Here is a 24,523-nt window from a genome sequence, read left to right as displayed (position 1 = left end):
TCAAAACACTAGAGGCAGTAATGACCAAACAAGTTTCTCTGAATACGCTATGGAATTCAGCCACATCGCAGGATCGTGTATTTCACTTAGATGACTTCACTCACTTGCCAGAAGCCGCCAGACGGTATCTCGAACATGCGATCGCACCTGGAACACAGTTCGCTTCTGCGGTGCGCTTGAAGATGCATGGCGAAATCAAACTGAAAAAGTGGATTCCCTTCAAAGCAGAGCAAGTCATTTGCTGGGAGCATGGGCTGATTTGGAGTGCTACCGCCTGGATGAATAGCTTCTTGCCAATTGTTGGATCAGACCGCATCATCGACGGCATCGGTGCAATGCAGTGGAAGCTTTTAGGATTATTCCCTGTCATGACGGCGGGTGGTTCGGACATAACGCGATCAGCTATTGGTCGCCTCCAATCAGAGTCACTCTGGTTACCGTCTGTATTCTGTGGCGATGGCGTTTCATGGGCAAGTTCAGATTCATTGCCTCTAGACTCCAGCTTGCATCCCAGTTTTGTAGTGCAAGGCGAGAGAGCCGAACTCGATTTCACCCTTGATCAAACGGGTTGTCTCAAGACTTTCAAGCTACCCCGCTGGGGCAGTCCAGACGGTGCTGAGTTCCGCTATGTGGACTTTGGGGCAATTGTCGAAGCAGAGGACACCTTCGGGGGCTACACCATTCCCACCCAGTTGCGGGTGGGATGGTACTTTGGCAGCGATCGGTTTGAGTCGGAGGGCGAGTTCTTTCGAGCCACGATTAATGATGCAATTTATCGATAGACCTAATATGGGGTTGAGCCAAGATACGTGGGGTTATTTGCACAACCCCTCAAAAAGGTATAGTCCACTTTGAGATTAAGACTCAGCTCACAAGCTGTACGACCTTCACGCCACTTGGTCTGATATACCCGAATCACGGCTTCTTATTCCAGAGTTAACAGGGTTACCTTGGCTGTTGACATACCGTCCCTCCTTCAGGCTTGAGAGAACTTAGGCAACTAATTCTTCCGATCGCAAACTTGAAGCCAATCCTCGCTTGCAGGCTTCTAAATCAGGGTTTAACGCATAGATAGCCGCATCTGTGGTTTCAAAGCAGTTTTCTCGTCCGATTTTGTCAAGCAAGCCACTGCGCTCTAGCAGCTTTTCAACTTCAGGTTGCAAGCCACTGAGGAGTAGGCGGCAATCGTGTCGCTTCAGGTCGCGGTAGATATCTTCCAGCGCAACGAGTCCTGTCGTATCCATGTTGGGTACAAACCGCAATCGCAGAACGAGATACTTCACTTCAGGTTCATCCCGCAAGAAGGTGACGAAGCGTTCAGCCGCTCCAAAGAACACAGGACCATCCACCCGATAGACGGCAATTTGCTTACTCAACTCCAGAGGCACACCAGGCGGAAATGCTTCGGTTTCAGGTACTTTGCCCAGTCCCAAATCACTCATACGCTTAATAAACAATGCTCCGGCTGCAATCAGCCCCACTTCCACTGCCAATACCAAATCAAAGAAAATAGTGACTGTCCAGGTGAGCATCATGACTGCAAAATCAGAGTAGGTTGCTCTCAGTAATAGCCCGATCGCTTCCCACTCAATCATCCGCACACTCGTCACCATCAAAATGCCAGCCAGCGCTGCCAGAGGCACTTGAGCTGCTAAGGGTGCTAATGTAAGCACAATCACCGCGAGGGCAACTCCATGAATCACGCCAGATAGTCGAGTTTTGCCACCCGATCGCACATTCACAGCGGTGCGCGCGATCGCCCCGGTTGCTGGAATACCACCAAAGAAGGGCACTATCATATTGGCTAACCCTTGACCGATCAACTCGCGATTGCTGTTGTGCTTTTCACTCACTGTCATGCCGTCTGCGACCACTGTCGACAGCAACGATTCGATACTGCCCAATGCCGCCAACGCTAAGGCTGGATTAATCAGTTCTCGAATCAGCCCAAAATCATTCCAATGGGGAATCGACTGAGGCAACGGTAAAGATTGAGGAATCACACCGATAGTGGGAACATTGAGATGAAAGAAAGAAGCGATCGCCGTTGCTAAAACCAAACCCACCAGGGAACCCGGTATGGTGGTGGTAATCCGCGCCCAAAAAAGCTTAATGACAATCACGACCGTTGCCAAGCCAACCGCCGCCCAATTCAACCCTTCTAGATGCGTCACGGTCTGCCACAATCCGGGCAGAAAATGTTCGCTACGGGGGAGTTGCAGCCCAAAAAAGTTGTTCAACTGTCCGCAAAAAATAATCACCGCAATGCCATTGGTGAAGCCTGCGGTCACGGGATAGGGAATGAATTTCACTAATTGACCCAGTTTGGCAACCCCCAGAGCAATCTGGATGATGCCTGCCATCACCCCAGCAATCCACACCTTCTCAATGTCATACTTGGCGACAATGCCCACCAGGATCACCGCCATTGCTCCAGTGGGACCCGTAATCTGGACGGGAGATCCACCGAAAACAGCAGCGATAATTCCAGCCACGATCGCAGTATAAAGCCCTGCTTTCGGGTCTACTCCACTCGCAACTGCAAACGCCAGAGCAAGGGGAAGGGCAACTACAGCAGCGGTTAATCCCCCTGTTAAGTCACCTCGCCAATGAGCAACCGAATGGCTCATCCAACCTTGCAGATCACCGCTGAACTTATTTATGACTCTCATTGGGTTCAAAGAACCTCCTTCCTTTCAACATCAAATTAGACTTACCGCTTTCATTCCAGTTGTTCCAAGCTATTACGAATCTCAATTAGGTGATGGTTGAAGACTTCTAATGCCGCATCCAGTAACTTAAAGAGATCCGGATCGCGCACTGAGTAAAACACCTGCGTGCTTTGCCGACGGCTAATCACCAGGTTGTAGCGTCGCAAGATTGCCAATTGCCTAGAAATGGAAGATGCTTCCACCTCTAGCCATTCCGCAATGGCATTGACACTGTTCTCTCCGCATCGCAGCGTATCCAAAATCTGAATTCGTATCGGACTGGACAGCACTTTGAAGAGTTCTGTCTTGAAATAACTCGGTTTAAAGGGCACATTAAGATCCATAAATCTTTGTAACTACATATCTCTATACCTAGCAATCTTCAAAGTCTTGCATATAGACTAGCGCTCATGCTAAGGTGTGGCAAGCAACAACCAATGAGGAAGTTTCTTCCTTGCGGCTGCAATTGCCATCACCTATGGGCATTAGCCTTTTAATGTCCATAGCTTTTTCCGCACTGGGTCAAAGATGCATATTGACACTGCTCGAATTGAACGCAATGAGTCAGATCATGCGCCACTCTCACCCCCCTTCTGGTGTGTTGTCCGTCGCCACTCCAATGCACAAAACACTGTGATTGCTCAGTTTAGTTCTCGAACTGAGGCTGAAGCGCACTTGCAGTTTTTAGCAAAAATGTCTCCGGGCACCACTTACGACGTGATCTTTGATTTTGGACTGCCCTAAAAAGCACACTAGGGATGGATAACGATGCTAAACATTAGAATTTTCGATGTCGATCATGGCTTCTGTGCAGCAATTCAAAGTGGTGATGATCAGATTCTGGTTGATTGTGGCTACCACTCTCGCAGTGGCTTTTTTCCGATACGCTACTTGTTTGGCAATTCCATCCGTCGCCTCAACTATCTCATCATGCCCACTTTCACCGAGGGTAGTTTGGCAGGTTTTTACGATCTGATTGGGCATTCTTTGAGTAACTGCTTCACCATTGATCATTTGCTGGTAAATCCATCAATCGATCACTCCAGTTTACCTGAACTGGTTGTGCGGAATTTCCAGACAATCAGTTCACTCAAGTTCTTAAATGATGCCTGTCAGCACTGTAGTTCTGTGGAGCGCACTGTTCAGCTAGGCGATGTAGAACTTTCCTGCTTCTGGAACACCTATCCAGAGTTCCTGGATTTCTCTAATCTCAGCCTAGTCACGTTTCTGTCTTCTAAAGGAGTCAACATTCTCTTTCCTGGAAATCTGAAAGCAGAAGGTTGGCGCACTCTATTACAGAATTCTAAATTTCGTGAACAGCTTCGCCAAGTCAATGTGCTAGTCGCCTCTAATTATGGGCAAGTCAATGGCTACTGCCCAGAGGTATTTGATTATTGCAATCCTAATTTAATCATCCTCGCTAATCACGATCGTCATCAGGTTTCTCCCAGTGCAATCCGTCAGTATGAACGCCACTTACAGCGGAGTCAGAAATCAGGGCAACCCAGACTGCTGACAACTCGGAATGCTGGAATGATTACGATTCACCAGTCATCAAAAAATTCTGTACAGGTGATGACTGAGCGATCGAGGACCTATCAGTTGCAATCGGCTGATGTCTATCAGACAGAAGCTAGAACTTCAGGTAATTCATAACACAAGCTATTTCATTTGGAGTAATAAAGATGTTAGATATCAAGATTTTTGACGTTGACGAAGGGTTCTGTGCGGCTCTTAATACACACGATCATCACACCATTCTGATTGACTTTGGTTACAGTACTCGCAGCGGGTTCAATCCTTCGCGGTACCTCTCACAACAGCGCTGTACCTCTCTAGACTGCGTGATTGTTCCTGCTTACGGTGAAGAACATCTAGCAGGTCTCTCTAGTTTCCTGAGACAAACGCTAATCGACGGGCTAGCCGTTCATTTCTTAGTGGCAAATCCCTCCCTAGCCGCCCAGCAGTTTCACGAATTAGATCTAGCGAATCAACGGTTTAGCAATGTCTTAACCACAGATCAGAATTCGCGCTGTCCCAAAGTCAGTCAATCCATGAAAATTCATGGGATCGATTTCTCTTTTTTCTGGAACAATCAATCAGACTTTCAGGATGCTCACAACCTCAGCTTAGTCACGTTTGTATCCTATCGAGATATCAAAATTGTTTTCCCCGGCGACTTAGAAGTGGAAGGGTGGCGGGCACTGCTCAAAGATGACGATTTCTGCAATCATCTGCGGCATGTCAATATGTTTGTCGCAGCGAATCACGGGCGAAAAGAAAGCTATTGTCCTGAAGTGTTTGATTACTGTAGACCTGAAATCATTATCATCTCCAATGAATCAAACCAGCGAGTTTCGCCAGACATGCTAAATCAGTATCGGAAACATGCCAAGGGCTGTTCAGACAGCGTTTGTGATCAAAAACTGCTGACGACCTACGATGATGGAACGATCACGATTTCAAAATGTTTGGATCGGCTGCGACAGGTGCAAACTCAACAGAAAGCCTATCAGCACTAGAGCTTTCGCCTAACCAAGTGATTTTGACTACCAGTAATGTATGAAAAAGTAACGTATGAAAACAATTCTGGTGGTTGAGGACATCCCCATGAGTTGTTGCGAGTCGTTGCTGCCAAGCTGAAGCAACCGCGTTGAATACACTAAATCCCAGAGTAAACGCTTGATATTTATGAATCAAGGCTGCTCCGGACTGAACCCGAAAGTTGCAACTTCGCCCGCAACCAGATGCCAATCATTTGAAGCAGTAGCAGGATTTCATCGAGCGTATCAGCCAGGAACTCGATACGCTAAAGCCTCCGGTTTAACTCATCCCATTCAGCAATTCCAAATTCAAAACTTTGACAACTCGCTGAATCAGACTGGAGGATAAGGAAACACCTCGTGGGAGCACGGTGATGGAATCATTGCCTTTAAGTTTTGGGGTGTTGTTAGGCTATCTGCATCAAGCCATCAGTCGGATTGAAGACCCAAGGCAAGCGAGTAACGGCACCCGCTACAGCGTGAGTGACGCAATCTTGGCAGCGTTTAGCGTGTTTTTCATGCAGTGCGAGTCTTTCCTGGAGCACCAACGGCAAATGCAGAGTCGGCAGGGCAAGGATAACGCTCAAACATTGTTTGGGTTAGCTCAAATTCCGAGTACACCGCAAATCCGCAATATTTTGGATCACCTGGCTGCACCTGTCCTAACGGGTGTGTTTGAGCAGGTGTATCGAGGTTTGAGGCAAGGGGGATACTTGCAGGCATACCACTGCTTGGGAGGGCATTTGTTAGTCACCTTAGACGGGACGCAATATTTCAGTTCGCAGAAAATTCAGTGTCAGCAGTGTTCAACTCGAACGCATAAAAATGGGCGTGTGACCTATTTTCATAGCGCGATTCTACCCGTGATTGTCGCTCCTGGTCAGTCGCAGGTGATTGCCTTAGCCCCCGAATTTATCAGTCCGCAAGATGGGTCTGTGAAACAAGACTGCGAAGTGGTGGCGGCTAAACGCTGGATGCAGACCCATGCGGGGCAATTTGCCCAACACCCAATAACGCTGCTTGGGGATGACCTCTATAGTCGTCAACCGATGGTTCAGCAGTGTATAGAGCTTGGCATAAACTTCATTTTTACCGCTCTACCCGACTCTCACCCTGCCCTGTACGAGCGCTTGCACGTGCTTGAGGTTTTGGGGGCGCTCGAGACCCTAGAAATCCGGCAATGCCACCAGCGCACTCCAGCGATTTATCACTACCGCTATGCCAATCTCGTGCCGATTCGGGACACTCAACCCGCCTTGCTGGTCAATTGGTGCGAACTGGTCGTTACCCGGGAACACGACGCTCAGGTGCTCTACCACAATGCCTTCATCACCCACCATCGCTTGGGTCATACCACCGTTGCCTCAGTGGTCGCTGCTGGTAGAAGTCGGTGGAAGACCGAAAACGAAAATCACAATGTCCTCAAAACCAAGGGGTACCATCTCGAACACAACTTTGGGCATGGGCAACAGCATTTAGCCAACTTTTTGCTCACGCTCAATCTCCTGGCTTTCCTGTTCCATACAGTGCTTCATCTAGTGGACACGTCTTATCAGAAAATTCGCCACCAACGGGGCACTCGCAAGGGTTTCTTTCAAGACATCCTCAGCCTGACTAAGTATTTGCTATTCAATAGTTGGCAGCATCTAATTGACTTTATGCTCTCCGATGCAGACCCCTCTCCTATCACTGATTCCTCTTAAATTTTTGAATTTGGAATTGCTGCATCCCATTCCTTGTGTATACAAACAGCACAGTGTTAATTTAACTGAAAAACTCTACAAATAGTCAGATACTCCAATGCCCTTTAAAGCCAGCCATTTTAAAGCCGATCTGTTCAAGGTGTTGTCGAACCCGGTGCGGATTCAGATCCTTGATGCTCTGCGAATAGGAGAACGCAGCGTGAACGATATTGCAGAGTGGCTGGAAGTAGAACCCTCGTCCATATCCCAGCAGTTAGCCGTATTGCGGAGCCGGAACCTGCTTACTAGCCGTAAGCAAGGGAACTTTGTGTTCTACTCGATTCGCGACCCTGCCATTTTTAAGATTTTGGATGCCGCTTTGGAGGTATTTAACAACCATCTGGTTGATGTGCGAGATGCCCTAGAAAAACTGGAATAACACCCATCGAATTAAATTGTATGACCTTGATATCCTCTCTCGATCGCAGTTCCCGAATCATCAATAAGGGCGATCGTTTATTACGGGCAGCTCGCAATGAAACCGTCGAACGTCCGCCAGTCTGGATCATACGGCAGGCGGGACGTTACCTGAAAGCCTATCGCAATCTACGTCAGAAATATCCCTCCTTTCAGGAACGCTCTGAAACGCCTGATTTGGCAGTGGAAATTTCCCTCCAACCCTTCCATGCCTTCAAGCCGGATGGAGTGATTCTGTTCTCTGATATCCTTACGCCTTTACCTGGGATCGGCATTTCCTTCGAGATTATTGAAAGCCAGGGACCCATCCTCCGACAGCCGATTCGTTCTCAAACTCAGGTCGATGCTCTAACACCGCTGGAGCCTGATGCCACATTACCGTTTGTTCGCCAAATTCTAAGCACTCTGCGCCAAGAGGTGGAAGGACAGGCAACCGTTTTAGGTTTTGTGGGTGCTCCCTGGACACTGGCAACCTATGCCGTAGAAGGAAAAAATTCGGTCGATTACAGCTTGATCAAAAGCATGGCATTCCGGGAGCCTGCGCTGCTGCATCAGTTGTTAAAGACACTGACAGAGGAGATCGCCACCTATGCCAAGTACCAAATTGATTGTGGCGCACAGGTGATTCAAATCTTCGATTCCTGGGCAGGTCGCCTAACGCCTCAAGATTACGAAACGTTCGCCCTGCCCTACCAACAACAAGTCGTTCAGCAAATTAAAGCAACTTACCCCCATGTCCCCCTGGCTCTGTGCGTCCATGACAGTGCTAGCGTCTTGCATCTGATGCTCCAATCTGGGGTCGATATTATTCATGTCGATTGGGCGATCGATATGGCCCATGCCCGTGAACAGTTAGGAGAAATTGTCATTCAAGGCAATCTTGATCCTTGTGTACTCTTGGGAACTGAAGATTTCATCGCACAGCGCACTCTGGAGGTCATCCGCAAAGCTGGAACGAAAGGACACATTATGAACCTAGGTCAAGGCATTTTACACACCACACCAGAGGAAAACGTCGCATTCTTTTTTGAGACTGTTAGAAAAGCTTCTCTCCAGAATTGAATACTCAACGTAACAAACGGGGAACTTTGAAGCATACAGCAACTTGTCGATCACCATAAAGCAGGCTTCGCTTCAAATTTGATCAGCAACAGCTATCACCTGCTTATCCATCAACAAAAAGAAAACCAAATAGGAGAATGTTCATGTCACTTGCTGTTGGAATGCTGGAAACTCATGGTTTCCCTGCTGTAGTCGAAGCTGCCGATGCTATGGTTAAAGCGGCTCATGTCACCTTGGTTGGCTATGAAAAAATTGGTAATGGTCGTGTCACAGTGATTATTCGGGGTGATGTTTCCGCAGTCCAGGCTTCCTTAACTGCTGGCATTGCCTCTGTTAAGCGAGTCAACGGCGGGGAAGTGTTGTCCACCCATATCATTGCTCGCCCTAGTGAAAACTTGGAATACGTCTTACCTATTCGCTACACCGAGGCAGTTAGTCGCTTTAGAGTGTAGAACATCAGCTGTTAAATTCCATAACTGACTTGAGAATGCAAAGCTGAATTCTAAATTCTGGCTTGTCCAAGCTTTAACTCTTTTTGAATTTCCATACCTAATCTCCAAACATAAATGACCATGCGGCTTCGACGGAAACGGCAACTACCTAAGCAGCAGTATGGATTAGTTCCCAGAGGTATCTTACATTTGCCCAATGCCCACAGTTGCAAATAATTACAGTAACAGATCTTATTGAGAAAAGCTGACTGACTGGTTACTTGGTCAAGCTAGTTACAGTATGGATCTTAGTCTTCAGCTAAACCCGAACTCAGGTGAGTTAAAAAATGAAAACCTAATCGATAGGATTGCTCTGTCAAAATTGAGTCTGCTTGATTCTGATTGGGTCAGGATTCAAACAAATCATAGGCTCCGTAGAACGCTTCGGGAACTGTCTTTTTACTGGTAGCCTTTGATTGAGGAACCTCTTCTAAATGGGCTTCGGGCTGAATTGGCAGAGGAGAAATTGGTGCAGGGGGAATGGGCACATCAATCTCAAAATCAGCCTGAATTTTAGCAATTTGCCGCTGGAGGACATCGATCGCAAATCGAGCCGTTGCTTTATCTTGCGCTGAACTCTGGTGTCCCTGACGGGCATAGGGAAGAAAAAAGGCAGTCAGAGCGCTGGCAGCCATATCCTTTCCGGCTATCGCATTCCAGATGGGATTTTCTAGGAGATATTGGTAAACTTCTCCTGCCTGAGTCTTGCGACCGACGTAGGAGCGAAACCAAATCCGAGGGTTTTGCTCTGATTGACTCATTACCAACGACCTCCACTTGCAGCGACTTCTTGCTGCCGAGTGCGTTGGGCTAAAGATAGATAGAGTCCTAGCGCATCGGCGAACCGGACAGAATTGAGAACTTCCAGGTCAGAGCGACCCGCAAAAATTGCCTTTAAATCTTCTGATATGGCTCCCAGAAAAACTCCTGGAATCTCTTGCTCCTTAAACCACTGTTCAACCTGAAACCAAACCAGTGACATTGCCCCACCACCACACACCACATTGATATCTCCAGCAGGCAGCTTTGCTCGAAGATAGCTTTTAAGTGAGTTGGCATAATTTTCCATCACGGAAGGCAAATGGGGTTTTAGGTCGATGAATCCGCCACCTGTGACTCGGATGCGATCGCGGCGCTGGGCGATCGCCCGAATGATTTCATCCAGACTGACATTACCACCCACCTGCTTTCTAATTTGATCGGCAAATCGGTAGAAGCCATCTCCATCGGAAGAGGAAAGAGTAGGGTTTAATTTCCCAGAGCGAAAGACCAAGAGACTGGTGTTGCGTTCGCCCCCCATGATCACTGGAATATCGATCTCTCTCAGATTTTGTCCAATGGATTGTAGATAAGCTGCGTGGGCGGCAAATAAACCCGATCCTTCGGTTGCGATTTTTAATTTCAAATCACACTCAATGGTGCGATTGCGAAACTTGAATCGTTTCGCAGATTGCTTAATTGCCTCTAGACGTTGATCGCGATCGGGAGGATTAATTTCGTCTCGCGGCAGCATAACTCCAATAGAGATTGCAAAGGTTTCTCGTCTGAAGCCTAAGCCCCCCGAAAGCTCGGAGTAGATTAGTCCTATAATTGCCAAAAGGCGCGGTGCGAGGTTATCCCATTTCGATAATTGGTGAAACTGCCTACCGGCTAAATCTGCCGCAAAATCACCCACCGCATAAAGAATTCCGTCAGAATCTTCAACGAAGGCACTCCGTAACGGTTCGTCGTACTCGCTCATCTGAGCGTCCGCTTGAGCCTTGGAAATATGGCTGACGATTTCTGGTCTGAGTGCCAATGGCTGGGGAGTACTGTCAGGCTCAGTTATAGCAGCGGAAAAATTCTGGTCGTTAGTGAGCGGTTGGAGTAAACTGTCCCATTTACGAGGTCTGGTCAACCACTGCTGAGAAGCCTGTAATGGCGTAAAACCGTTGCTTATGACTTGAACTGTCCCATTTTTGGCTAAAGATGGGACAGTTCAAGCCAACAAGTACTCAAGCAAAGTAATCGCTGAAAGCTTTAATTCATGAGCCTTTCAGCCTTAACGACCATTTTTTGTCCGCTGCTATAACTGAGCCTGGTCGGATTGAGTAATATGAACAATATGAGTACATTCAGCGGATTGAAGAGGTGGGGATGGCACCAATCACGATTGAAGTTCCCGATGAACTATCAGAGCAAATGGCTCAATTGGGCGATCGGTTGCCTGACCTCTTACGTCAATGGTTGCATCAACCGATGCTGGTCAGCAATTGCCTGAACTAACAGGTCTGAGTCAGCAGGTTTAGAAAAATGTTGTTGAAATCCCGCTTCTAGTGCCTGCTGTTGATTGAACTCTCCGGCATGACCACTCAGCGCGATCATAGACACCTTTTTCCCTCCCTGCTTAAGCATTTGCCGAATTTCACGCACCAGTTGATAACCATCCATCTCTGGCATTCCAATGTCGCTGACGATCACATCGGGGACGGCTTGAGCCACCGCATTAAGGGCTTCTCTACCCGATGTGACTGCCGTGACGATCGCCCCGGCTTGCTCCAGAACAAAGACCACGAAGTGACGAGAGTCTGCATCATCCTCCACAACCAGGACTTGCATACCGTTTAGATTGACCGCAGGTTTGGAACCGCCAGCCCCGAAGGAGCGCGTACCCTCCCCAGCCGCACGGGGAAACTGCACTGTGAAGGTTGCGCCCTGAAACTCTCCAGAACTCTCCGCCCCCACCGTGCCGCCATGCAGTTCCACAATCCGCCGCACGATCGCCAATCCCAGCCCTAGCCCGCCAAACTGACGGGTGATGGCTCCATTTTCCTGACGAAAGTGATCATAGACATAGGGTAGAAACTCTGGATGAATTCCTTTACCTGTATCCCTCACCTGGATTTGAGCGTGAGTCACCGTTTGGGTTAGCTCCACCTCAACCCGTCCTCCGATTGGGGTGAATTTGATCGCATTGGACAAGAGATTCCAGATCACCTGTTGTAAGCGAGCATCATCCCCCTTGATCCAAACGGGCGTGGACAAAAGAGTCGTCTGAATCTGTAGTGATTTTGCCTCTGCTGCCAGTTTCAGGGTTTCCAGCGCCGCAGGGATACTGGCGTTCAGGTCAACCGGACTGACATTGAGACTGAGTTTGCCGCTTAAAATTCGGGAAATATCCAGCAAATCATCGATCAATTGCACCTGTAGCTTGGCGTTACGCACGATCGTCGCCACCGCGTCTTGGCTTTTAGCGGCATCCAGCTTGCCGCCAAGCAGCAGTTTTGACCAACCCAAAATGGGGTTCATGGGGGTTCGCAGTTCGTGGGAGAGAACGGCTAAAAACTCATCTTTGATTTGGTTGGCTTGCTCGGCTTCGGACCGAGCCGCTTGCTCTCTGGCGAGTAACCGTTTTCGTTCTCCTTCCACCTGCTTACGCTCAATGATCTCTTGTCGCAGCGCTTGGTTAGCTTGGGTCAGTTCTTGAGTGCGTTCTGCCACCAGATTTTCTAATAGCGTTTGGTAGACCTTCAGTTCTGCCTCCACTCGCAACCGCTCGGTGATCTGGGACTGCAAGTCCAGATTGCTGCGTTCCAGTTGAGCCGGGCTGGGTAAAGCTAGGACTTGGGGCATGAGGGGGAACAGTTGAGCCGCTGCGATCACAGAAACTAGGGCTGTGAAAGCTTTCACCCCACCCGATAACCAGTAGGTTGGATACCACAGCGTCCAAATATCCAGCACATGGGTGGTGCCACAAGACACGATGAAGGCTCCAAACAGCAGAAAAACCCATTCAAACGGCAGGTCTTGCCGCTTCCGCACCAAATAGACCAGGGTAATGGGAATGGAGTAGTAAGCCAGAGCAATCAGCGCATCCGAGATCACGTGCAGGCTCACCAGGTTGGTTTGCCACAGGTAGCAGTGTCCATGGGGGACAAATGAGTTTGTACCGATGGAAAGTTGGCTCCAAAAGTTTGTCATTGGTCTGAGTCTCCCACGGTTGCGGCGGCTACTCGTTCTAGCAGAGCCGCTACAAAGTCGATCACGCTTAACTCTAATGCCTTGGCTGCCTGTTGGCACTGCCGGAGGGTGGGCGATCGCTTGCCGGTGAAGTAGCGACTCCAGACCGCTCGGTCAATGCCCGTTGCGCCCATCAACTGCGCGTAGGACTGAGCAAGTTTTTGTCGCGCTCGTTCACTCGGCAAACTCATTATCTCTGGGATTGTCGGAGGTATCACGGTGGTTTACCGTCTGTGTGTACTTCAGATTCTACCGGAGTGTTGACTGAAACAACAACAGAACACGCCTTGGTTGGCTAGTTCGTAACCACCAGCAACTCCAGCACATCGAACATGGGTTACTTGCATCGACTTGCCCTCCATGAAGCATTTGCTGGTTCACCCGTGGTTGCGATGATAGATCCTGCTTTGCGTGCTGTCTCACAATTTGCGAGATGCACAGTGGAGTGTTCCAAAAACGGGCGCGGTCAGTCTCCTGCTCAGGCTCAGGACACTAGTTCCAATGCGACCCCTTCACCCGCTATTGTGGCGTTACCATTTTCATCTAAGGGTGTGAGCGCGAAAGCGGTCATGATGTTTCCTGCACGAATAGCAAAACAGTGTGCCAGTGAGCGATCGTAGAATTAACCCAATGTAGAACCAGGCAAGGATCAAGCTAGGAGAAGGAACTATGCCGTACCGAGAGTTAGGGTTTCTTTCAGAAGGTGAGTCATCCAGAATGTTTAGCAATCTTGGACGATATTGCAATCCATTACCTCTTACCTAAGAAGGACGAGGATGGTAATCTTACCCTGGCATACTAAGCTTCTAGCACGCTTAGCAAAGCTTGATTGCATCAACACTGCACACTCACAACGGGGAATATAACAGTCATGAAAGGGCGGAATTCATCCACTGGAAGTGCCGGGAATCAAGCAGAACGAGTAGCGAAACAGGCAGCGGCTAACCCTCGGGTAGAACAACTTGCCCGCTTAGGCTTTGCAGCTAAAGGAATTGTTTATACGCTGGTTGGCTTATTGGCAGCACAGGCAGCAGTGGGGCCAGGTGGCAAAAAAACCGATACCCAAGGTGCGCTACAAACGATTGTCACTCAGCCCTTTGGGCAAGTTTTGCTGAGTCTAGTGGCGATCGGGTTGTTGGGGTATGCCCTTTGGCGCTTGGTTGAGGCGATCGCTGACCCGGATCACAAGGGCAACGATGTCAAAGGGCTGCTTCAGCGCTGTAGCTATGCAATGAACGGATTGATTTATGCCAGTTTGGCGCTAACCGCAGTGCAAATCGTTTTGGGTTCTAGTGGTGGTAGCAGCAATGCCTCACGAGATTGGACGGCTCGCCTGCTTGCTCAACCCTTTGGGCAATGGTTGGTCGGGACAATCGGTGCGCTGGTGATTGGGCTTGGCTTTTACCAGTTTTATGAAGCTTACAAAGCAAAGTTTCGGCAGAAACTGAAGCTGAATGAAATGAGCGATGCTGAACAGACTTGGACGACTTATCTGGGTAGGCTTGGCTTGACAGCAAGAGGAGTCGTTTTTGTAGTCATTGGCTTTTTCTTTATTCAGGCAGCACGGCAGTCTAACCCTAATCAAACGAAAGGTCTGGGAGGTGCCCTAGAAGCACTTGAGCAACAACCTTATGGGACGTGGGTTTTAGGTGTTGTGGCGATCGGGCTGATTGCTTATGGTATTTACTACATTGTGCAGGCGCGCTATCGATATATTGGAACTGCCAAAAGTTAAGGCTTTAGGTCACATGCCCCCTTTTCAACCTGGGCTAATTCATAAGACATTATTGGAAATAATGAAGAACTCTAAAACAATGTCATACCAATTTAAATGGTGTGAATGACAGATAGTGCATTGAGGATGAAGGGGTAGCCCGTAAGAGAGTGTTTGTAAATAAACATTGCGAAAGTATTTACGAAATCTAGTTAAAAAGCGGACTAAGAAGCCAGAGTTGAGTGAGGTTGAGAGATGGGAGCACTTAAAACCTACAGCAGTGATTTAACCGATGCCGAGTGGCACAGAATTGAGCCTTCATTACCCACAGAAAAACCCGTAGGACGCTTGCGGGAAGTGGATTTACGGCAGGTGTTAGATGCCATTTTCTACCGGGTTGAAAATGGAGTGAAGTGGCGCAACCTACCGGCTGATTTTCCAGCTTGGCAAACGGTGTATGGCTACTTTCGCTTGTGGGTGCGTTTGGGGATATGGGAATCGATTAATCAGGCTTTAGTCAAACAGGTACGATGCTCAGTCGGACGAGCAGAAGCACCCCGTTTGGGCATCATTGATAGCCAGTCAGTCAGATTGGGAGAAAAAGGGGGGAGCACATTGGTGTAGATGGCTTCAAAAAGATCAAAGGTCGAAAGCGAACGATTGTTGTTGATGTCTTAGGACTGGTGCTCAAGTGTCATGTGGGAGCGGCGAATCAAGCGGATGTGAAAGCGGCTCCATGGGTATTATTTAGGGCAATAGACACGTATGGGCGATTGGCTAAGGTTCTAGCAGACCAGGGCTATCGAGGAGACCTAGAAGTTGATTTAGCCCAGGTCTATGAGGTTGACTTTGAGATTGTGGAGCATCAGGGAAAAGGATTCTCAGTCCAACCAAAGCGCTGGATTGTGGAACGAACTTGGGCGTGGTTAGAAAATTGTCGAGGATTAACCCGCGACTACGAACGATTGCCAGAGAACCATGAGGGGTTGGTGTATGTTGCCATGATTCGGTTGATGCTGCGACGACTAGACAATAATCGCAGAAGGTGGAAGAAAGAAACTCCTTAACACTCTTTTACAAACATCCTCTAAGGGAAGCAATGAGTTGAGGGGTTAACTGAGATAAGAGTTGATCAACCTTGTCCTGTAGTTGATCTATAGTCTTGAACGAAGCCCACTTGAGATCCGCCTTGAGATGTTCCCACACCCTTTCAATGGGGTTTAACTCCGGGCAGTAAGGCGGTTGAAACACCAAAATGATATTCTCTGGCACAACCAACGCTTTGCTGGTGTGAAACCGTCCATTATCCACTTGCAGGAGGTTGAGACTATCGGGATAAGTCTGGGAGAACTCATCCAAAAACCATTGGTAGCACTGGGTATCGACATAGGAGAACTGCAAGAAAAAGGATTTTCCTGTGGCAGGTTCCACCGCACCATAGAGCCAGAATGCTTTGAATAGCCATTGCCAGTGTCCAATAGGTTTGACTCCACAGGCGGTAATCAAGCGTCCGATGAGTGTGTGCAGTCCAAAGCGGCTCTCATCTTGTGCAAAGTAGCGAATCGGTCGCTCATCCTGGCGCACTTGCCGAGTGTACTGACTCTATAGGTCGAGGTCATCTTTGAGGTTTGCTTAAAAGCTTCTCGTTGGTCTCGGTTCTGCTGGATATGTTGGGGACGAACCACTTTGAGCTTGGCTTTGAGCCGATAGCGCGTCATCTGGTACACCGCATGATACTGGGCTTCTACCCCTAAACTCTCCGAGAGCCACTGCCGAGCAGTCATTTCGCCTCGACGAGTCGTCGTTTGGGGTGGGAGAATCATGGAAATTTTTCAGTATATATGTACTATGTCCATAATGCCAAATGGTTTTAAAACACGCCCCAATAACACCTGGGATGGAATTTTGGCTTTAATTTGGTTGATTTCAGTCACCACATTTGGCAACGCTGCAAAGTTTCCCTGAGCTTGACTCAATCTTGCCAGGAGTCCTTTCATTTGTCGGCGATCGATGGCTTGGGGTTGCAGCAGTTGGAGACCGGGCGCAAGCACGACACTGTATTGCTCAATCAGATATCGTTGACCATCGTGGAAGACCAATGGCAAACTACGCAGCAAGCCATCGGGCACAAACACAAGGTTTTTGATATCGCCAGCTTCCCTCTCCTTACCTTGCCATCATCCACTCACTCACCTACCCACGGTGAGATCGCCAGCTTCCCCTCTCCTTCCTTGCCATACTCAACAAACCTTGAGAAATCCAGTTTCTGAACCAAAAAGCAGCAGCATTTTCCGACTCAGCCAATGGCAAGAAACCCGGTTTCTGACCCTGCGGCAAGACTAAAGTTCTGGCATCGGTGAAACTTCCTGATAGCTTCAGACCAGAGTTATACTGAGACCGATGGCAGATGGGTGTTGAGATTTTACAGCAGGTTTTAGTGTGGTAATTAAAATTTATGATGACCCGCCCTTCTGTAACGCCTCTTCATACTGCAACACCAAGGGCAAATATAGCCATGAGTAAGCCCGTCATTGTATGCGTAGATGATGAACCAACGGTTCTAGAAAGTCTCAAGATAGAACTAAAAAGGGTATTGGGTGATTCTTGCCTGATTGAGACAGCGGAGGGTGGGGAAGAGGCACTGGAGCTAATCACAGAGTTGCAGGACGATGACTATGAAGTTGCGTTAGTCTTGGTTGACTACATCATGCCAGATATTAAGGGAGATGAATTATTACGGGAAATTCATACCCGATCGCCCCATACGCTCAACATCATGATTAGCGGGCAAGCTGATCTGGAAGCGGTGAGTAATGCGATTCGAGAAGCGAAACTATTTCGTTACATTGCCAAACCCTGGCAGTCAGACGATCTACAAACCAGCGTGATTGAGGCTGTGCAAAGTTTTCTGCAAGACCGTAAACTCGAAGCGCAAACCAATCGACTACAGCAGCTCTATCAGCAAGTCCATGGGTTTAATGTGGTGCTAGAGCAGCAAGTTAAGGAACGAACGGCTCAACTGAATCGACTGCTTGAGTTTGAAGCCATTCTCAATCGCATCACGGACAAAGTGCGGGAGAGTTTAGACGAAAGCCAGATTTTGCAAACCGTTGTGCAAGAGCTAGTGACTGAGCTGCATTTAAGCTGTTGCACGGCATCATTGTATAACCTCGATCGCCGCACGGCGGAAATTAGTTATGCATCCATTCAGGCAGAGTCGGCTAAAGGTGCCGTCATCAACTTAGAGGATAGCCCTCATCTTTACCCACAAATTTTACAGGGACAGCAAGTGCATTGCTGTATTATCCCTCTAAAAACTGAGCCACAGCACGAGTTGAAGGCACAATCAACTGTGCTAATTTGTCCTTTGCGAGATCAGCAAAAGGTGATTGGCGATCTGTGGTTATTCAAACCACAGACAGAAGTCTTTGATGCCTTGGAAATTCGGATTGGGCAGCAGGTGGCGGATCAATCTGCGATCGCCCTCCGCCAATCGCGGCTTTATCAACTTTCACAAGCACAAGTCGGAGAGCTAGAACACCTCAGCCAAATCAAAGATGACTTTCTCAGCAGTATTTCCCATGAGTTGCGATCGCCAATGGCGACCATTCGGATGGCAATTCAAATGCTGGAGGTGATCTTACAATCAGCCGGAGTGATTGGAACTGGTGCTCATACAGCGGATCGGTATATCCAGATTCTCAAAGATGAGTGCAAACGCGAAACCAACCTGATCAACGATCTACTCGATATGGCACGGTTAGAAGCGGGAGCAGCTCCCCTGAATGTGACGACGATCAGCCTACCCCTTTGGCTACCCATCATTGTTGAGCCATTTATGGAACGCACCCGCAGCCAGCAACAACAACTGGGACTGGAGATTGCCACTGAGATTCCCGACTTGACAACCGATCCATCCTATCTGGAACGTGCCCTTGATGAACTGCTGCACAATGCCTGCAAATACACCCCAATTGGGGAGAAAATTAGCTTAACTGCTTGTTCAATGGGGGCAAAATTTCAAATTAGTGTCAGAAACACGGGCGTTGAGATTCCCGCCAGTGAGTACGACCATATTTTTGACAAGTTCTATCGCATTGCCAATAGCGATCTGCGGCGACAGGGTGGCACTGGCTTAGGACTGGCGCTCGTTAAAAAGCAGATTGAGCGCCTGCACGGCACTATCCAGGTAACCAGTGGCACAGATTGGACGATGTTTACGATTCAGGTTCCCAATCTTGTTTTATGAAGCAAGCTCAATCAATTGCCATAGGAGTGATTACAGGTGCCTTTGACTGGATCAGGCAGCGAGTCCGTGTCGCCCATCAACGATCGCGCATTGGACTGCGATCGCTGACAGCAAGAGATTTAGAGCGTACTCAAGCAGCGGAGCCTGAAATGCAACAGTACCAGCCAGCAGAAGCCGAATTGCGCCAAGGTAAGGAGGCATTACGGCTGATTGTTGAAGGGACGGCATCCCAGACGGGTGATGAATTTTTCCGAGCCTGTGTGCGCTGTTTGGCAGAGGCTTTGCAGGTGAAGTATGCGATCGTCTCTGAGTTTGCCAATCGGGAAAAAAACCAGGTTCGTTCCTTAGCCTATTGGACTGGCAACGATTGGAGCGAACCGATCGCCTATCCGATTGCAAATACACCCTGTGCAACGGTGCTTATCGGTCAAACTTGTTACTATCCTACGGATGTGCAAACTCACTTCCCAGAGGATCGCGAGTTGATTGACCTGGGAATCGTTAGCTATCTGGGCATGCCGCTGATGGATGCGGCGGGTCAGTTGTTGGGTCATTTGGCGGTGCTGGATGTTAACCCGATGGATGCAACGCTTGACCGGGAACTCATCCTCAAAATCTGTGCGGGTCGGGTCGGGGCAGAGCTAGAACGCAAGTACACCGAGGCTGCCCTGCGGCAACGTGCCCAGCAAGGTAACCTGTTGAGCGATATTTCCCGTGCGTTTGTGAATCAGGATACGGAGACGGCGATCGCCGATACATTGGGTAAACTCGCTGCCTTAACGAGCAGTGACCACTGCTATATTCACCACTACGATCGCGAGTTGCAAGAGTGGAGTACCAGCCACGAATGGCATACGGAGGGCATCAGTCCCCTGAAGCCGTCGTTTCAGCGAATTCCAATTCACCAGTTCGCTTGGGCATGGCATCAGGTACTCAACGGACAGGTTGTTCAAGTGGCATCCATCAATGATCTGCCCCCGATTGCGGCTTCAGAGCGAGCCGTCTTAGAGCAGTTGGGCATTCAAGCCTTTCTGCTGATTCCAATGGTTTACAACCAGGAAGTCTATGGACTGATTGGTCTTAACCAGGTTTTTGGCAAGACACCCTGGAATCCAGACCATACCCAACTGATCCGGGTGGTGGGAGAACTGATCACGATCGCCCGCATCCGCCAACAAAGCGAGGTGGCATTGCAAGAGCGGGAAGCGATGCTGCGATCGCTTGGCGATAACTTAAGCAAGGGAGCCATTTACCAGCAAATTCGTGACCTGGAGGGACGCGATCGCTTCACCTATGTCAGTGCTGGGATTGAGCAGATTGCAGAAGTAAAACCAGCCGCCGTTTTAGCAGATGCCAGCGTGCTGCACAGCCAAATTTTAGCAGTAGATTTACCACGGGTCGTTGCTGCCATACATGCATCCATGCACGATCTGTCTGTGTTTGATCTGCAATTTCGGCAGCGTACCCCCAGCGGTCAAATCAAGTGGGTGCATTGCCGTTCCACTCCCCAGCGGCTCAAAACTGGAGAAACAGTCTGGTCTGGAATCATGCTGGATATTACGGACTTAGAACTGGCAGAAAAAGCCCTCCGTGCCAGCGAAACCCAGTATCGTGATTTAGTCCAAACAGCCAACAGCATTATTTTGCGATGGGACGCAACGGGGCGGATTACCTTTCTCAACCAATACGGTCAAATCTTTTTTGGTTTTCAGGAAAACGAGATCTTGGGTCGTCATGTCATTGGCACCATTGTTCCTAAAACGGAAGCATCCGGTCGCGATCTGCAAGCCTTGATAGCAGACATCTGTCGCAGTCCAGCGGACTATCAGGACAACGAAAATGAAAACATCCGCAGTGATGGCAAGAAAGTTTGGGTTAAATGGTCAAATAAGGCAGTTTTGAATGAGCAGGATGAATTTGTTGAGATTCTATCCGTTGGGCTTGATATTACGGAACGCAAACAAGCGGAAGAAGCGTTGTTTGAAAGTGAGCAAAGATTCCGCAGTATTATTGAGAATGTCAATGATGTGATTTATATCCTCAATCCAGACGGCACGTTTGCTTACTTTTCTCCCAGTGTGAAAGAGGCGCTTCAGTATGAGCCGGATGAATTTGTTGGGTATCACTTTGCCCCCATGATTCATCCTGACTACCTCCAGCCTTGTGTGGATGCCATAGAGCGATTGGTGGAAACGGGACAAACCATTTGGGGATTGGAGTATCTGATCAAGCCTAAAGTGGGCGATTGGCGCTGGTATATTTCCAATATTGCCGCCGTGTATGATGCTACAGGTCAGGTGCTCTATTGTGTTGGCGTTGCCCGTGATGTGACTGAACGCAAGTTAATCGAAGAAGAACTGCGGCGGGCAAAAGCAGCGGCGGATGCTGCCAGTCACGCTAAAAGTGAGTTTTTGGCAAATATGAGTCACGAGTTGCGATCGCCCCTGAATGCCATTCTTGGTTTTGCTCAACTCTTACAGCGCGGTTCAGCGCTAAATACCGACCAGCGCGAAAACGTTGACACCATCATTCGCAGTGGAGAGCATTTACTAACCCTGATTAATAATGTGCTGGATCTTTCTAAAATTGAAGCCGGACGCACCACACTCAACGAAACAATTTTTGATTTACATCAATTGCTGAATGATGTCGAAATGATGTTTCAGTTAAGAGCGAAAGATAAACAGCTTCAGTTGATGTGCGATCGCGATGCCAACTTGCCCCAGTGCATTCGCACCGACCCGGTTAAACTACGTCAGGTGTTGATCAATCTCCTGAGCAATGCCGTCAAGTTCACTGAAGCTGGACACATCACACTGCGGGCGAGCGTGGCAGGATGGGAGCACCAGAAAGTATCCCCTATTTCCACCCCCCACTCCCTACCCCCCACTCCCTACCCCCGCACCCTCCACTTCGAGATCGAAGATACTGGCGTTGGCATTTCCCCTGACGACGTTGATGATCTCTTTGCAGCCTTTGCCCAAACCGAATCTGGGAAAGCTCAAGAGGGCACTGGGCTGGGTTTAGCGATCAGTCGAAAATTTGTCGAACTGATGGGTGGCACCCTTTCAGTCAGTAGTCAGTTCCAGCAGGGAACCATCTTTCGGTTTGACATTAGGGCTACCGTCGTGAATCCGGCTGACCTGCCTCAACGTCGGCAATCGCAACGCTTGCAAGTGGTGGGCTTAGCGCCAAACCAGTCTCACTATCGCATTCTGGTAGTGGATGATAAGTTTGAAAACCGTCAGTTGCTCATCAAACTTCTGACTCCACTGGGTTTTGAGTTACGACAAGCTAGCAATGGCAAAGAGGCGATCGCCCTCTGGCGGGAATGGGAACCCCACCTGATTTGGATGGATATGCGAATGCCTGTGATGGATGGCTATGAAGCTACCAAGCAGATTAAAGCCACGACCCAGGGGCAAGCCACTGCTGTGATTGCCCTCACTGCCAGTGCTTTAGAAGAACAAAAAGCGATCGTATTGTCCGCCGGATGTGATGACTTTATTCGCAAACCGTTTCAGGAAACTGACATTTTTGAGACGATGCAGAAACATATCGGGGTGCGCTATGTCTACGCAGAGTCACCGATAAACCCGGCTCAGTTAGGGTCAAATCACCAACAGGCAATTACAACTCACTACCTATCGGAGCATTTGCGATCGCTTCCCACTGCTGTCATGGCTGAACTCACACCAGCCCTCTGCAACGTCGATCTGGATGCTTTAACGAGCCTGCTTTCCCAGATCAACGCCATGAACCCGGCGCTTGCCACAGCCCTACAAACCCGAATCGATAACTTTGAGTATGAGCAAGTTTTGGCTGCCATCCAAACCCTTCAACCGCCCACAACAGGGAACCTACCGCCATGACCGCCACTGAGCTTGATCTCGTCTCCTTCAACATTCTGGTCGTTGATGATACCCCTGACAATTTACGCCTGTTGGTTGGCATTCTAACGGAACGCGGTTACAAGGTGCGCCCCGTCACCAGTGGCAAGATGGCGCTGTCTGCCGCCCAGGGGATGCCACCCGATCTGATTTTGCTGGATATCAATATGCCTGAAATGGATGGCTATCAGGTCTGCGAAAAATTGAAAGCGGATGAACGAACCCGTAATATTCCCGTGATCTTTTTAAGCGCCCTCAATGATGTGTTTGATAAAGTCAAAGCCTTTGCGATCGGTGGCGTCGATTACATCACCAAACCCTTTCAAATTGAGGAAGTGTTAGCTCGGATTAACACACACCTGGCGATTCGTTCCCTGCAAAACCATCTGCAACAAAAGAATCGAGATCTGGAGCAAACGCTCCAGGAATTGCAAACGACTCAAATTCAATTGCTTGAGTCTGCAAAGATGGCAGCCCTGGGACAACTGGTGGCAAACGTTGCCCACGAAATGAATACTCCCTTAGGGGCGATTCGATCGTCCGCCAATACCATTACTCACTTTTTGAACCACAACCTGGAAGCCCTACCTCAGTTTCTCCAGACACTCTCACCCGAACGGCGACAGGATTTTTTTGCGTTACTGCACCGTTCAACCCAATCCAGTGCTGTCCTGCGATCGCTCTCTAGCAAAGAAAAGCGTCAGCATAAACGCAGTGTCATGCAACAGCTTGAAGCCGATGCCATTCCCAACGCCGACACGATCGCCGATACGTTGATTGACATTGGCATCTATGACGACCTGTCCCCGCTATTGCCGCTCCTGCAAGCCGCAAACAGCCCCACCATTCTAAACACAGCCTATGAATTGGTCAGCATTCAAAAAAGTGCTGAAATGATTGTAACTGCTAGCGATCGGGCAGCAAAAGTGGTGTTGGCATTAAAAAGCTATGCCCATCGCGATTCCACCGGTACAAAAGTGGAGACAAACGTAATCGAGGGCATCGAAACGGCATTGACGCTGTATCATAATCAACTCAAACATGGGGTTGAAGTGATTCGACACTATGCTGAGTTGCCGCCCATTCTGTGTTTCCCCGATGACCTGAATCAGGTCTGGACAAATTTGATTCACAATGCCCTGCAAGCGATGAACTATAAGGGAACGCTCACCATTACAACTGCCCAGATAGATCAGCACGTTCAAATCAGCATCAGCGATACAGGCAGCGGCATTCCTCAAGATATCCAAGCAAAAATTTTTGAACCCTTTTTCACCACAAAAGCAACGGGAGAAGGCAGCGGCTTGGGACTGAGCATCGCCAAGCGTAATGTTGAAAATCAGGGTGGAGCGATCGCCGTAGACAGTGTCCCTGGCAAAACAACCTTTATTGTTTCCCTGCCACGACCCAGGTTGTTGCCAGACCCCTGACCCAGTCGTACAGAATCCGTGAAATCAGTTGATCGCCTGCCCAAGCAGTAAACTGCTCAAAATACACTAACTGGCATTGCCAACCGACGACGGTTTGATGAGTATCCTGACACAACTTGGTGACAAATGGCATGAGTACGCCAGCCTGTCTCCTTGCTTCTGTGACATTGACTGCTTCAAGCTCTACAACAATACGTACGGGCATCCAGCAGGGGATCATTGCCTCCAACAGGAAGCCACAGTTTGCTCAAGACGGGGTGTAGGGTGTGGCTAAT

The 24,523-nt window shown here is 48.9% G+C and carries 25 protein-coding genes and 1 pseudogene; 16 read left to right on the top strand and 10 right to left on the bottom strand.

The features are described 5' to 3' along the window. Positions 1 to 20 precede the first annotated feature (20 nt). Positions 21 to 782 (top strand): DUF6920 family protein, encoded by a 762-nt coding sequence (locus AC1S5B_RS19760; protein ID WP_482037407.1) that lies wholly within the window; start codon positions 21 to 23, stop codon positions 780 to 782. 210 nt (positions 783 to 992) lie between these two features. Here the strand turns inward: AC1S5B_RS19760 and AC1S5B_RS19755 are convergent, their stop codons facing one another. Further along, positions 993 to 2,630, bottom strand: a complete 1,638-nt coding sequence (locus AC1S5B_RS19755) for a SulP family inorganic anion transporter (protein ID WP_482037406.1) — start codon at positions 2,628 to 2,630, stop codon at positions 993 to 995. Positions 2,631 to 2,722: 92 nt separating this feature from the next. Beyond that, on the bottom strand, positions 2,723 to 3,043 hold the full coding sequence (locus AC1S5B_RS19750; protein WP_482037405.1) for an ArsR/SmtB family transcription factor: 321 nt from the start codon (positions 3,041 to 3,043) through the stop codon (positions 2,723 to 2,725). Positions 3,044 to 3,239: 196 nt separating this feature from the next. On the opposite strand from AC1S5B_RS19750, the gene AC1S5B_RS19745 reads away from it, so the two are divergent. The 7 genes and pseudogenes from AC1S5B_RS19745 (at position 3,240) to AC1S5B_RS19715 (ending at position 8,927) form a co-directional block, all read left to right on the top strand. Continuing rightward, positions 3,240 to 3,455, top strand: a complete 216-nt coding sequence (locus AC1S5B_RS19745; RefSeq protein ID WP_482037404.1) for a hypothetical protein — start codon at positions 3,240 to 3,242, stop codon at positions 3,453 to 3,455. A gap of 24 nt (positions 3,456 to 3,479) precedes the next feature. Then, positions 3,480 to 4,367 carry a ComEC/Rec2 family competence protein gene (locus tag AC1S5B_RS19740; protein WP_482037403.1) on the top strand — a complete coding sequence of 296 codons (888 nt, stop codon included), beginning with the start codon at positions 3,480 to 3,482 and terminating at the stop codon, positions 4,365 to 4,367. A 29-nt stretch (positions 4,368 to 4,396) separates the two neighbouring features. After that, a complete protein-coding gene (locus AC1S5B_RS19735) occupies positions 4,397 to 5,233 on the top strand; it encodes a ComEC/Rec2 family competence protein (protein WP_482037402.1) in 837 nt (278 codons plus the stop codon). Between the two features lie 425 nt (positions 5,234 to 5,658). Next, positions 5,659 to 6,873, top strand: a pseudogene (locus AC1S5B_RS19730) (ISNCY family transposase); the annotation flags it as partial. Positions 6,874 to 7,054: 181 nt separating this feature from the next. After that, on the top strand, positions 7,055 to 7,375 hold the full coding sequence (locus tag AC1S5B_RS19725) for an ArsR/SmtB family transcription factor (protein ID WP_482037401.1): 321 nt from the start codon (positions 7,055 to 7,057) through the stop codon (positions 7,373 to 7,375). A 20-nt stretch (positions 7,376 to 7,395) separates the two neighbouring features. Continuing rightward, entirely contained in the window at positions 7,396 to 8,475 is a 1,080-nt protein-coding gene (gene hemE / locus AC1S5B_RS19720; RefSeq protein ID WP_482037400.1) for a uroporphyrinogen decarboxylase, read from the top strand. 143 nt (positions 8,476 to 8,618) lie between these two features. Further along, positions 8,619 to 8,927, top strand: a complete 309-nt coding sequence (locus AC1S5B_RS19715) for a carbon dioxide-concentrating mechanism protein CcmK (RefSeq protein WP_482037399.1) — start codon at positions 8,619 to 8,621, stop codon at positions 8,925 to 8,927. Positions 8,928 to 9,313: 386 nt separating this feature from the next. On the opposite strand, the gene AC1S5B_RS19710 is transcribed toward AC1S5B_RS19715, so the two are convergent. The 4 genes from AC1S5B_RS19710 to AC1S5B_RS19695 all read right to left on the bottom strand — a co-directional run bounded on the left by AC1S5B_RS19710 (position 9,314) and on the right by AC1S5B_RS19695 (position 13,156). Further along, a complete protein-coding gene (locus AC1S5B_RS19710; protein ID WP_482037398.1) occupies positions 9,314 to 9,727 on the bottom strand; it encodes a hypothetical protein in 414 nt (137 codons plus the stop codon). Continuing rightward, positions 9,727 to 10,863, bottom strand: coding sequence for a hypothetical protein (locus AC1S5B_RS19705; RefSeq protein ID WP_482037397.1), 1,137 nt, complete (start codon positions 10,861 to 10,863; stop codon positions 9,727 to 9,729). Before AC1S5B_RS19705 ends, AC1S5B_RS19710 begins: the two co-directional genes overlap by 1 nt. Positions 10,864 to 11,180: 317 nt before the next feature. Further along, complete coding sequence (locus AC1S5B_RS19700; protein ID WP_482037396.1) at positions 11,181 to 12,926, bottom strand: ATP-binding protein; 1,746 nt, start codon at positions 12,924 to 12,926, stop codon at positions 11,181 to 11,183. Next, positions 12,923 to 13,156: a helix-turn-helix domain-containing protein gene (locus AC1S5B_RS19695; RefSeq protein WP_482037395.1), complete on the bottom strand. Its 234-nt coding sequence runs from the start codon at positions 13,154 to 13,156 to the stop codon at positions 12,923 to 12,925. The genes AC1S5B_RS19700 and AC1S5B_RS19695 overlap by 4 nt, the downstream gene beginning before the upstream one ends. Before the next feature lie 249 nt (positions 13,157 to 13,405). Here AC1S5B_RS19695 and AC1S5B_RS19690 point away from each other — a divergent pair, with 249 nt between their 5' ends. From AC1S5B_RS19690 to AC1S5B_RS19675, 4 genes are all read left to right on the top strand, one after another. Further along, a complete protein-coding gene (locus AC1S5B_RS19690; protein WP_482037394.1) occupies positions 13,406 to 13,585 on the top strand; it encodes a hypothetical protein in 180 nt (59 codons plus the stop codon). Between the two features lie 251 nt (positions 13,586 to 13,836). Then, complete coding sequence (locus AC1S5B_RS19685; RefSeq protein WP_482037393.1) at positions 13,837 to 14,700, top strand: DUF1206 domain-containing protein; 864 nt, start codon at positions 13,837 to 13,839, stop codon at positions 14,698 to 14,700. A 234-nt stretch (positions 14,701 to 14,934) separates the two neighbouring features. Then, the gene (locus AC1S5B_RS19680) at positions 14,935 to 15,303 is read left to right on the top strand and encodes a transposase (protein ID WP_482037392.1); all 369 of its coding nucleotides are present in this window, start codon (positions 14,935 to 14,937) and stop codon (positions 15,301 to 15,303) included. Further along, positions 15,270 to 15,746 (top strand): transposase, encoded by a 477-nt coding sequence (locus AC1S5B_RS19675; RefSeq protein ID WP_482037546.1) that lies wholly within the window; start codon positions 15,270 to 15,272, stop codon positions 15,744 to 15,746. Before AC1S5B_RS19680 ends, AC1S5B_RS19675 begins: the two co-directional genes overlap by 34 nt. A gap of 7 nt (positions 15,747 to 15,753) precedes the next feature. On the opposite strand, the gene AC1S5B_RS19670 is transcribed toward AC1S5B_RS19675, so the two are convergent. From AC1S5B_RS19670 to AC1S5B_RS19660, 3 genes are read right to left on the bottom strand one after another with little or no spacing between them, the layout of a single operon-like run. Next, a complete protein-coding gene (locus AC1S5B_RS19670) occupies positions 15,754 to 16,263 on the bottom strand; it encodes an IS630 family transposase (protein ID WP_482037391.1) in 510 nt (169 codons plus the stop codon). Then, positions 16,182 to 16,502 carry a hypothetical protein gene (locus AC1S5B_RS19665; protein ID WP_482037390.1) on the bottom strand — a complete coding sequence of 107 codons (321 nt, stop codon included), beginning with the start codon at positions 16,500 to 16,502 and terminating at the stop codon, positions 16,182 to 16,184. The genes AC1S5B_RS19670 and AC1S5B_RS19665 overlap by 82 nt, the downstream gene beginning before the upstream one ends. A 9-nt stretch (positions 16,503 to 16,511) precedes the next feature. Further along, positions 16,512 to 16,826 carry a CHAT domain-containing protein gene (locus AC1S5B_RS19660; RefSeq protein ID WP_482037545.1) on the bottom strand — a complete coding sequence of 105 codons (315 nt, stop codon included), beginning with the start codon at positions 16,824 to 16,826 and terminating at the stop codon, positions 16,512 to 16,514. Between the two features lie 368 nt (positions 16,827 to 17,194). Between AC1S5B_RS19660 and AC1S5B_RS19655 the strand changes: the two genes are divergently transcribed. From AC1S5B_RS19655 to AC1S5B_RS19645, 3 genes are read left to right on the top strand one after another with little or no spacing between them, the layout of a single operon-like run. Then, positions 17,195 to 18,928 carry an ATP-binding protein gene (locus AC1S5B_RS19655; RefSeq protein WP_482037389.1) on the top strand — a complete coding sequence of 578 codons (1,734 nt, stop codon included), beginning with the start codon at positions 17,195 to 17,197 and terminating at the stop codon, positions 18,926 to 18,928. Next, complete coding sequence (locus AC1S5B_RS19650; RefSeq protein WP_482037388.1) at positions 18,925 to 22,800, top strand: PAS domain S-box protein; 3,876 nt, start codon at positions 18,925 to 18,927, stop codon at positions 22,798 to 22,800. Before AC1S5B_RS19655 ends, AC1S5B_RS19650 begins: the two co-directional genes overlap by 4 nt. Continuing rightward, positions 22,797 to 24,248, top strand: a complete 1,452-nt coding sequence (locus AC1S5B_RS19645) for a hybrid sensor histidine kinase/response regulator (RefSeq protein ID WP_482037387.1) — start codon at positions 22,797 to 22,799, stop codon at positions 24,246 to 24,248. The genes AC1S5B_RS19650 and AC1S5B_RS19645 overlap by 4 nt, the downstream gene beginning before the upstream one ends. Here the strand turns inward: AC1S5B_RS19645 and AC1S5B_RS19640 are convergent. Further along, on the bottom strand, positions 24,205 to 24,453 hold the full coding sequence (locus tag AC1S5B_RS19640; RefSeq protein ID WP_482037548.1) for a hypothetical protein: 249 nt from the start codon (positions 24,451 to 24,453) through the stop codon (positions 24,205 to 24,207). The genes AC1S5B_RS19645 and AC1S5B_RS19640 overlap by 44 nt on opposite strands. Here AC1S5B_RS19640 and AC1S5B_RS19635 point away from each other — a divergent pair. Beyond that, a complete protein-coding gene (locus tag AC1S5B_RS19635) occupies positions 24,394 to 24,522 on the top strand; it encodes a diguanylate cyclase domain-containing protein (RefSeq protein WP_482037544.1) in 129 nt (42 codons plus the stop codon). The genes AC1S5B_RS19640 and AC1S5B_RS19635 overlap by 60 nt on opposite strands. Position 24,523: the final 1 nt, after the last annotated feature.

The sequence above is a fragment of the Leptolyngbya sp. CALU 1928 genome, assembly GCF_056784215.1.
This window is presented reverse-complemented; position numbering and strand designations above follow the sequence as displayed.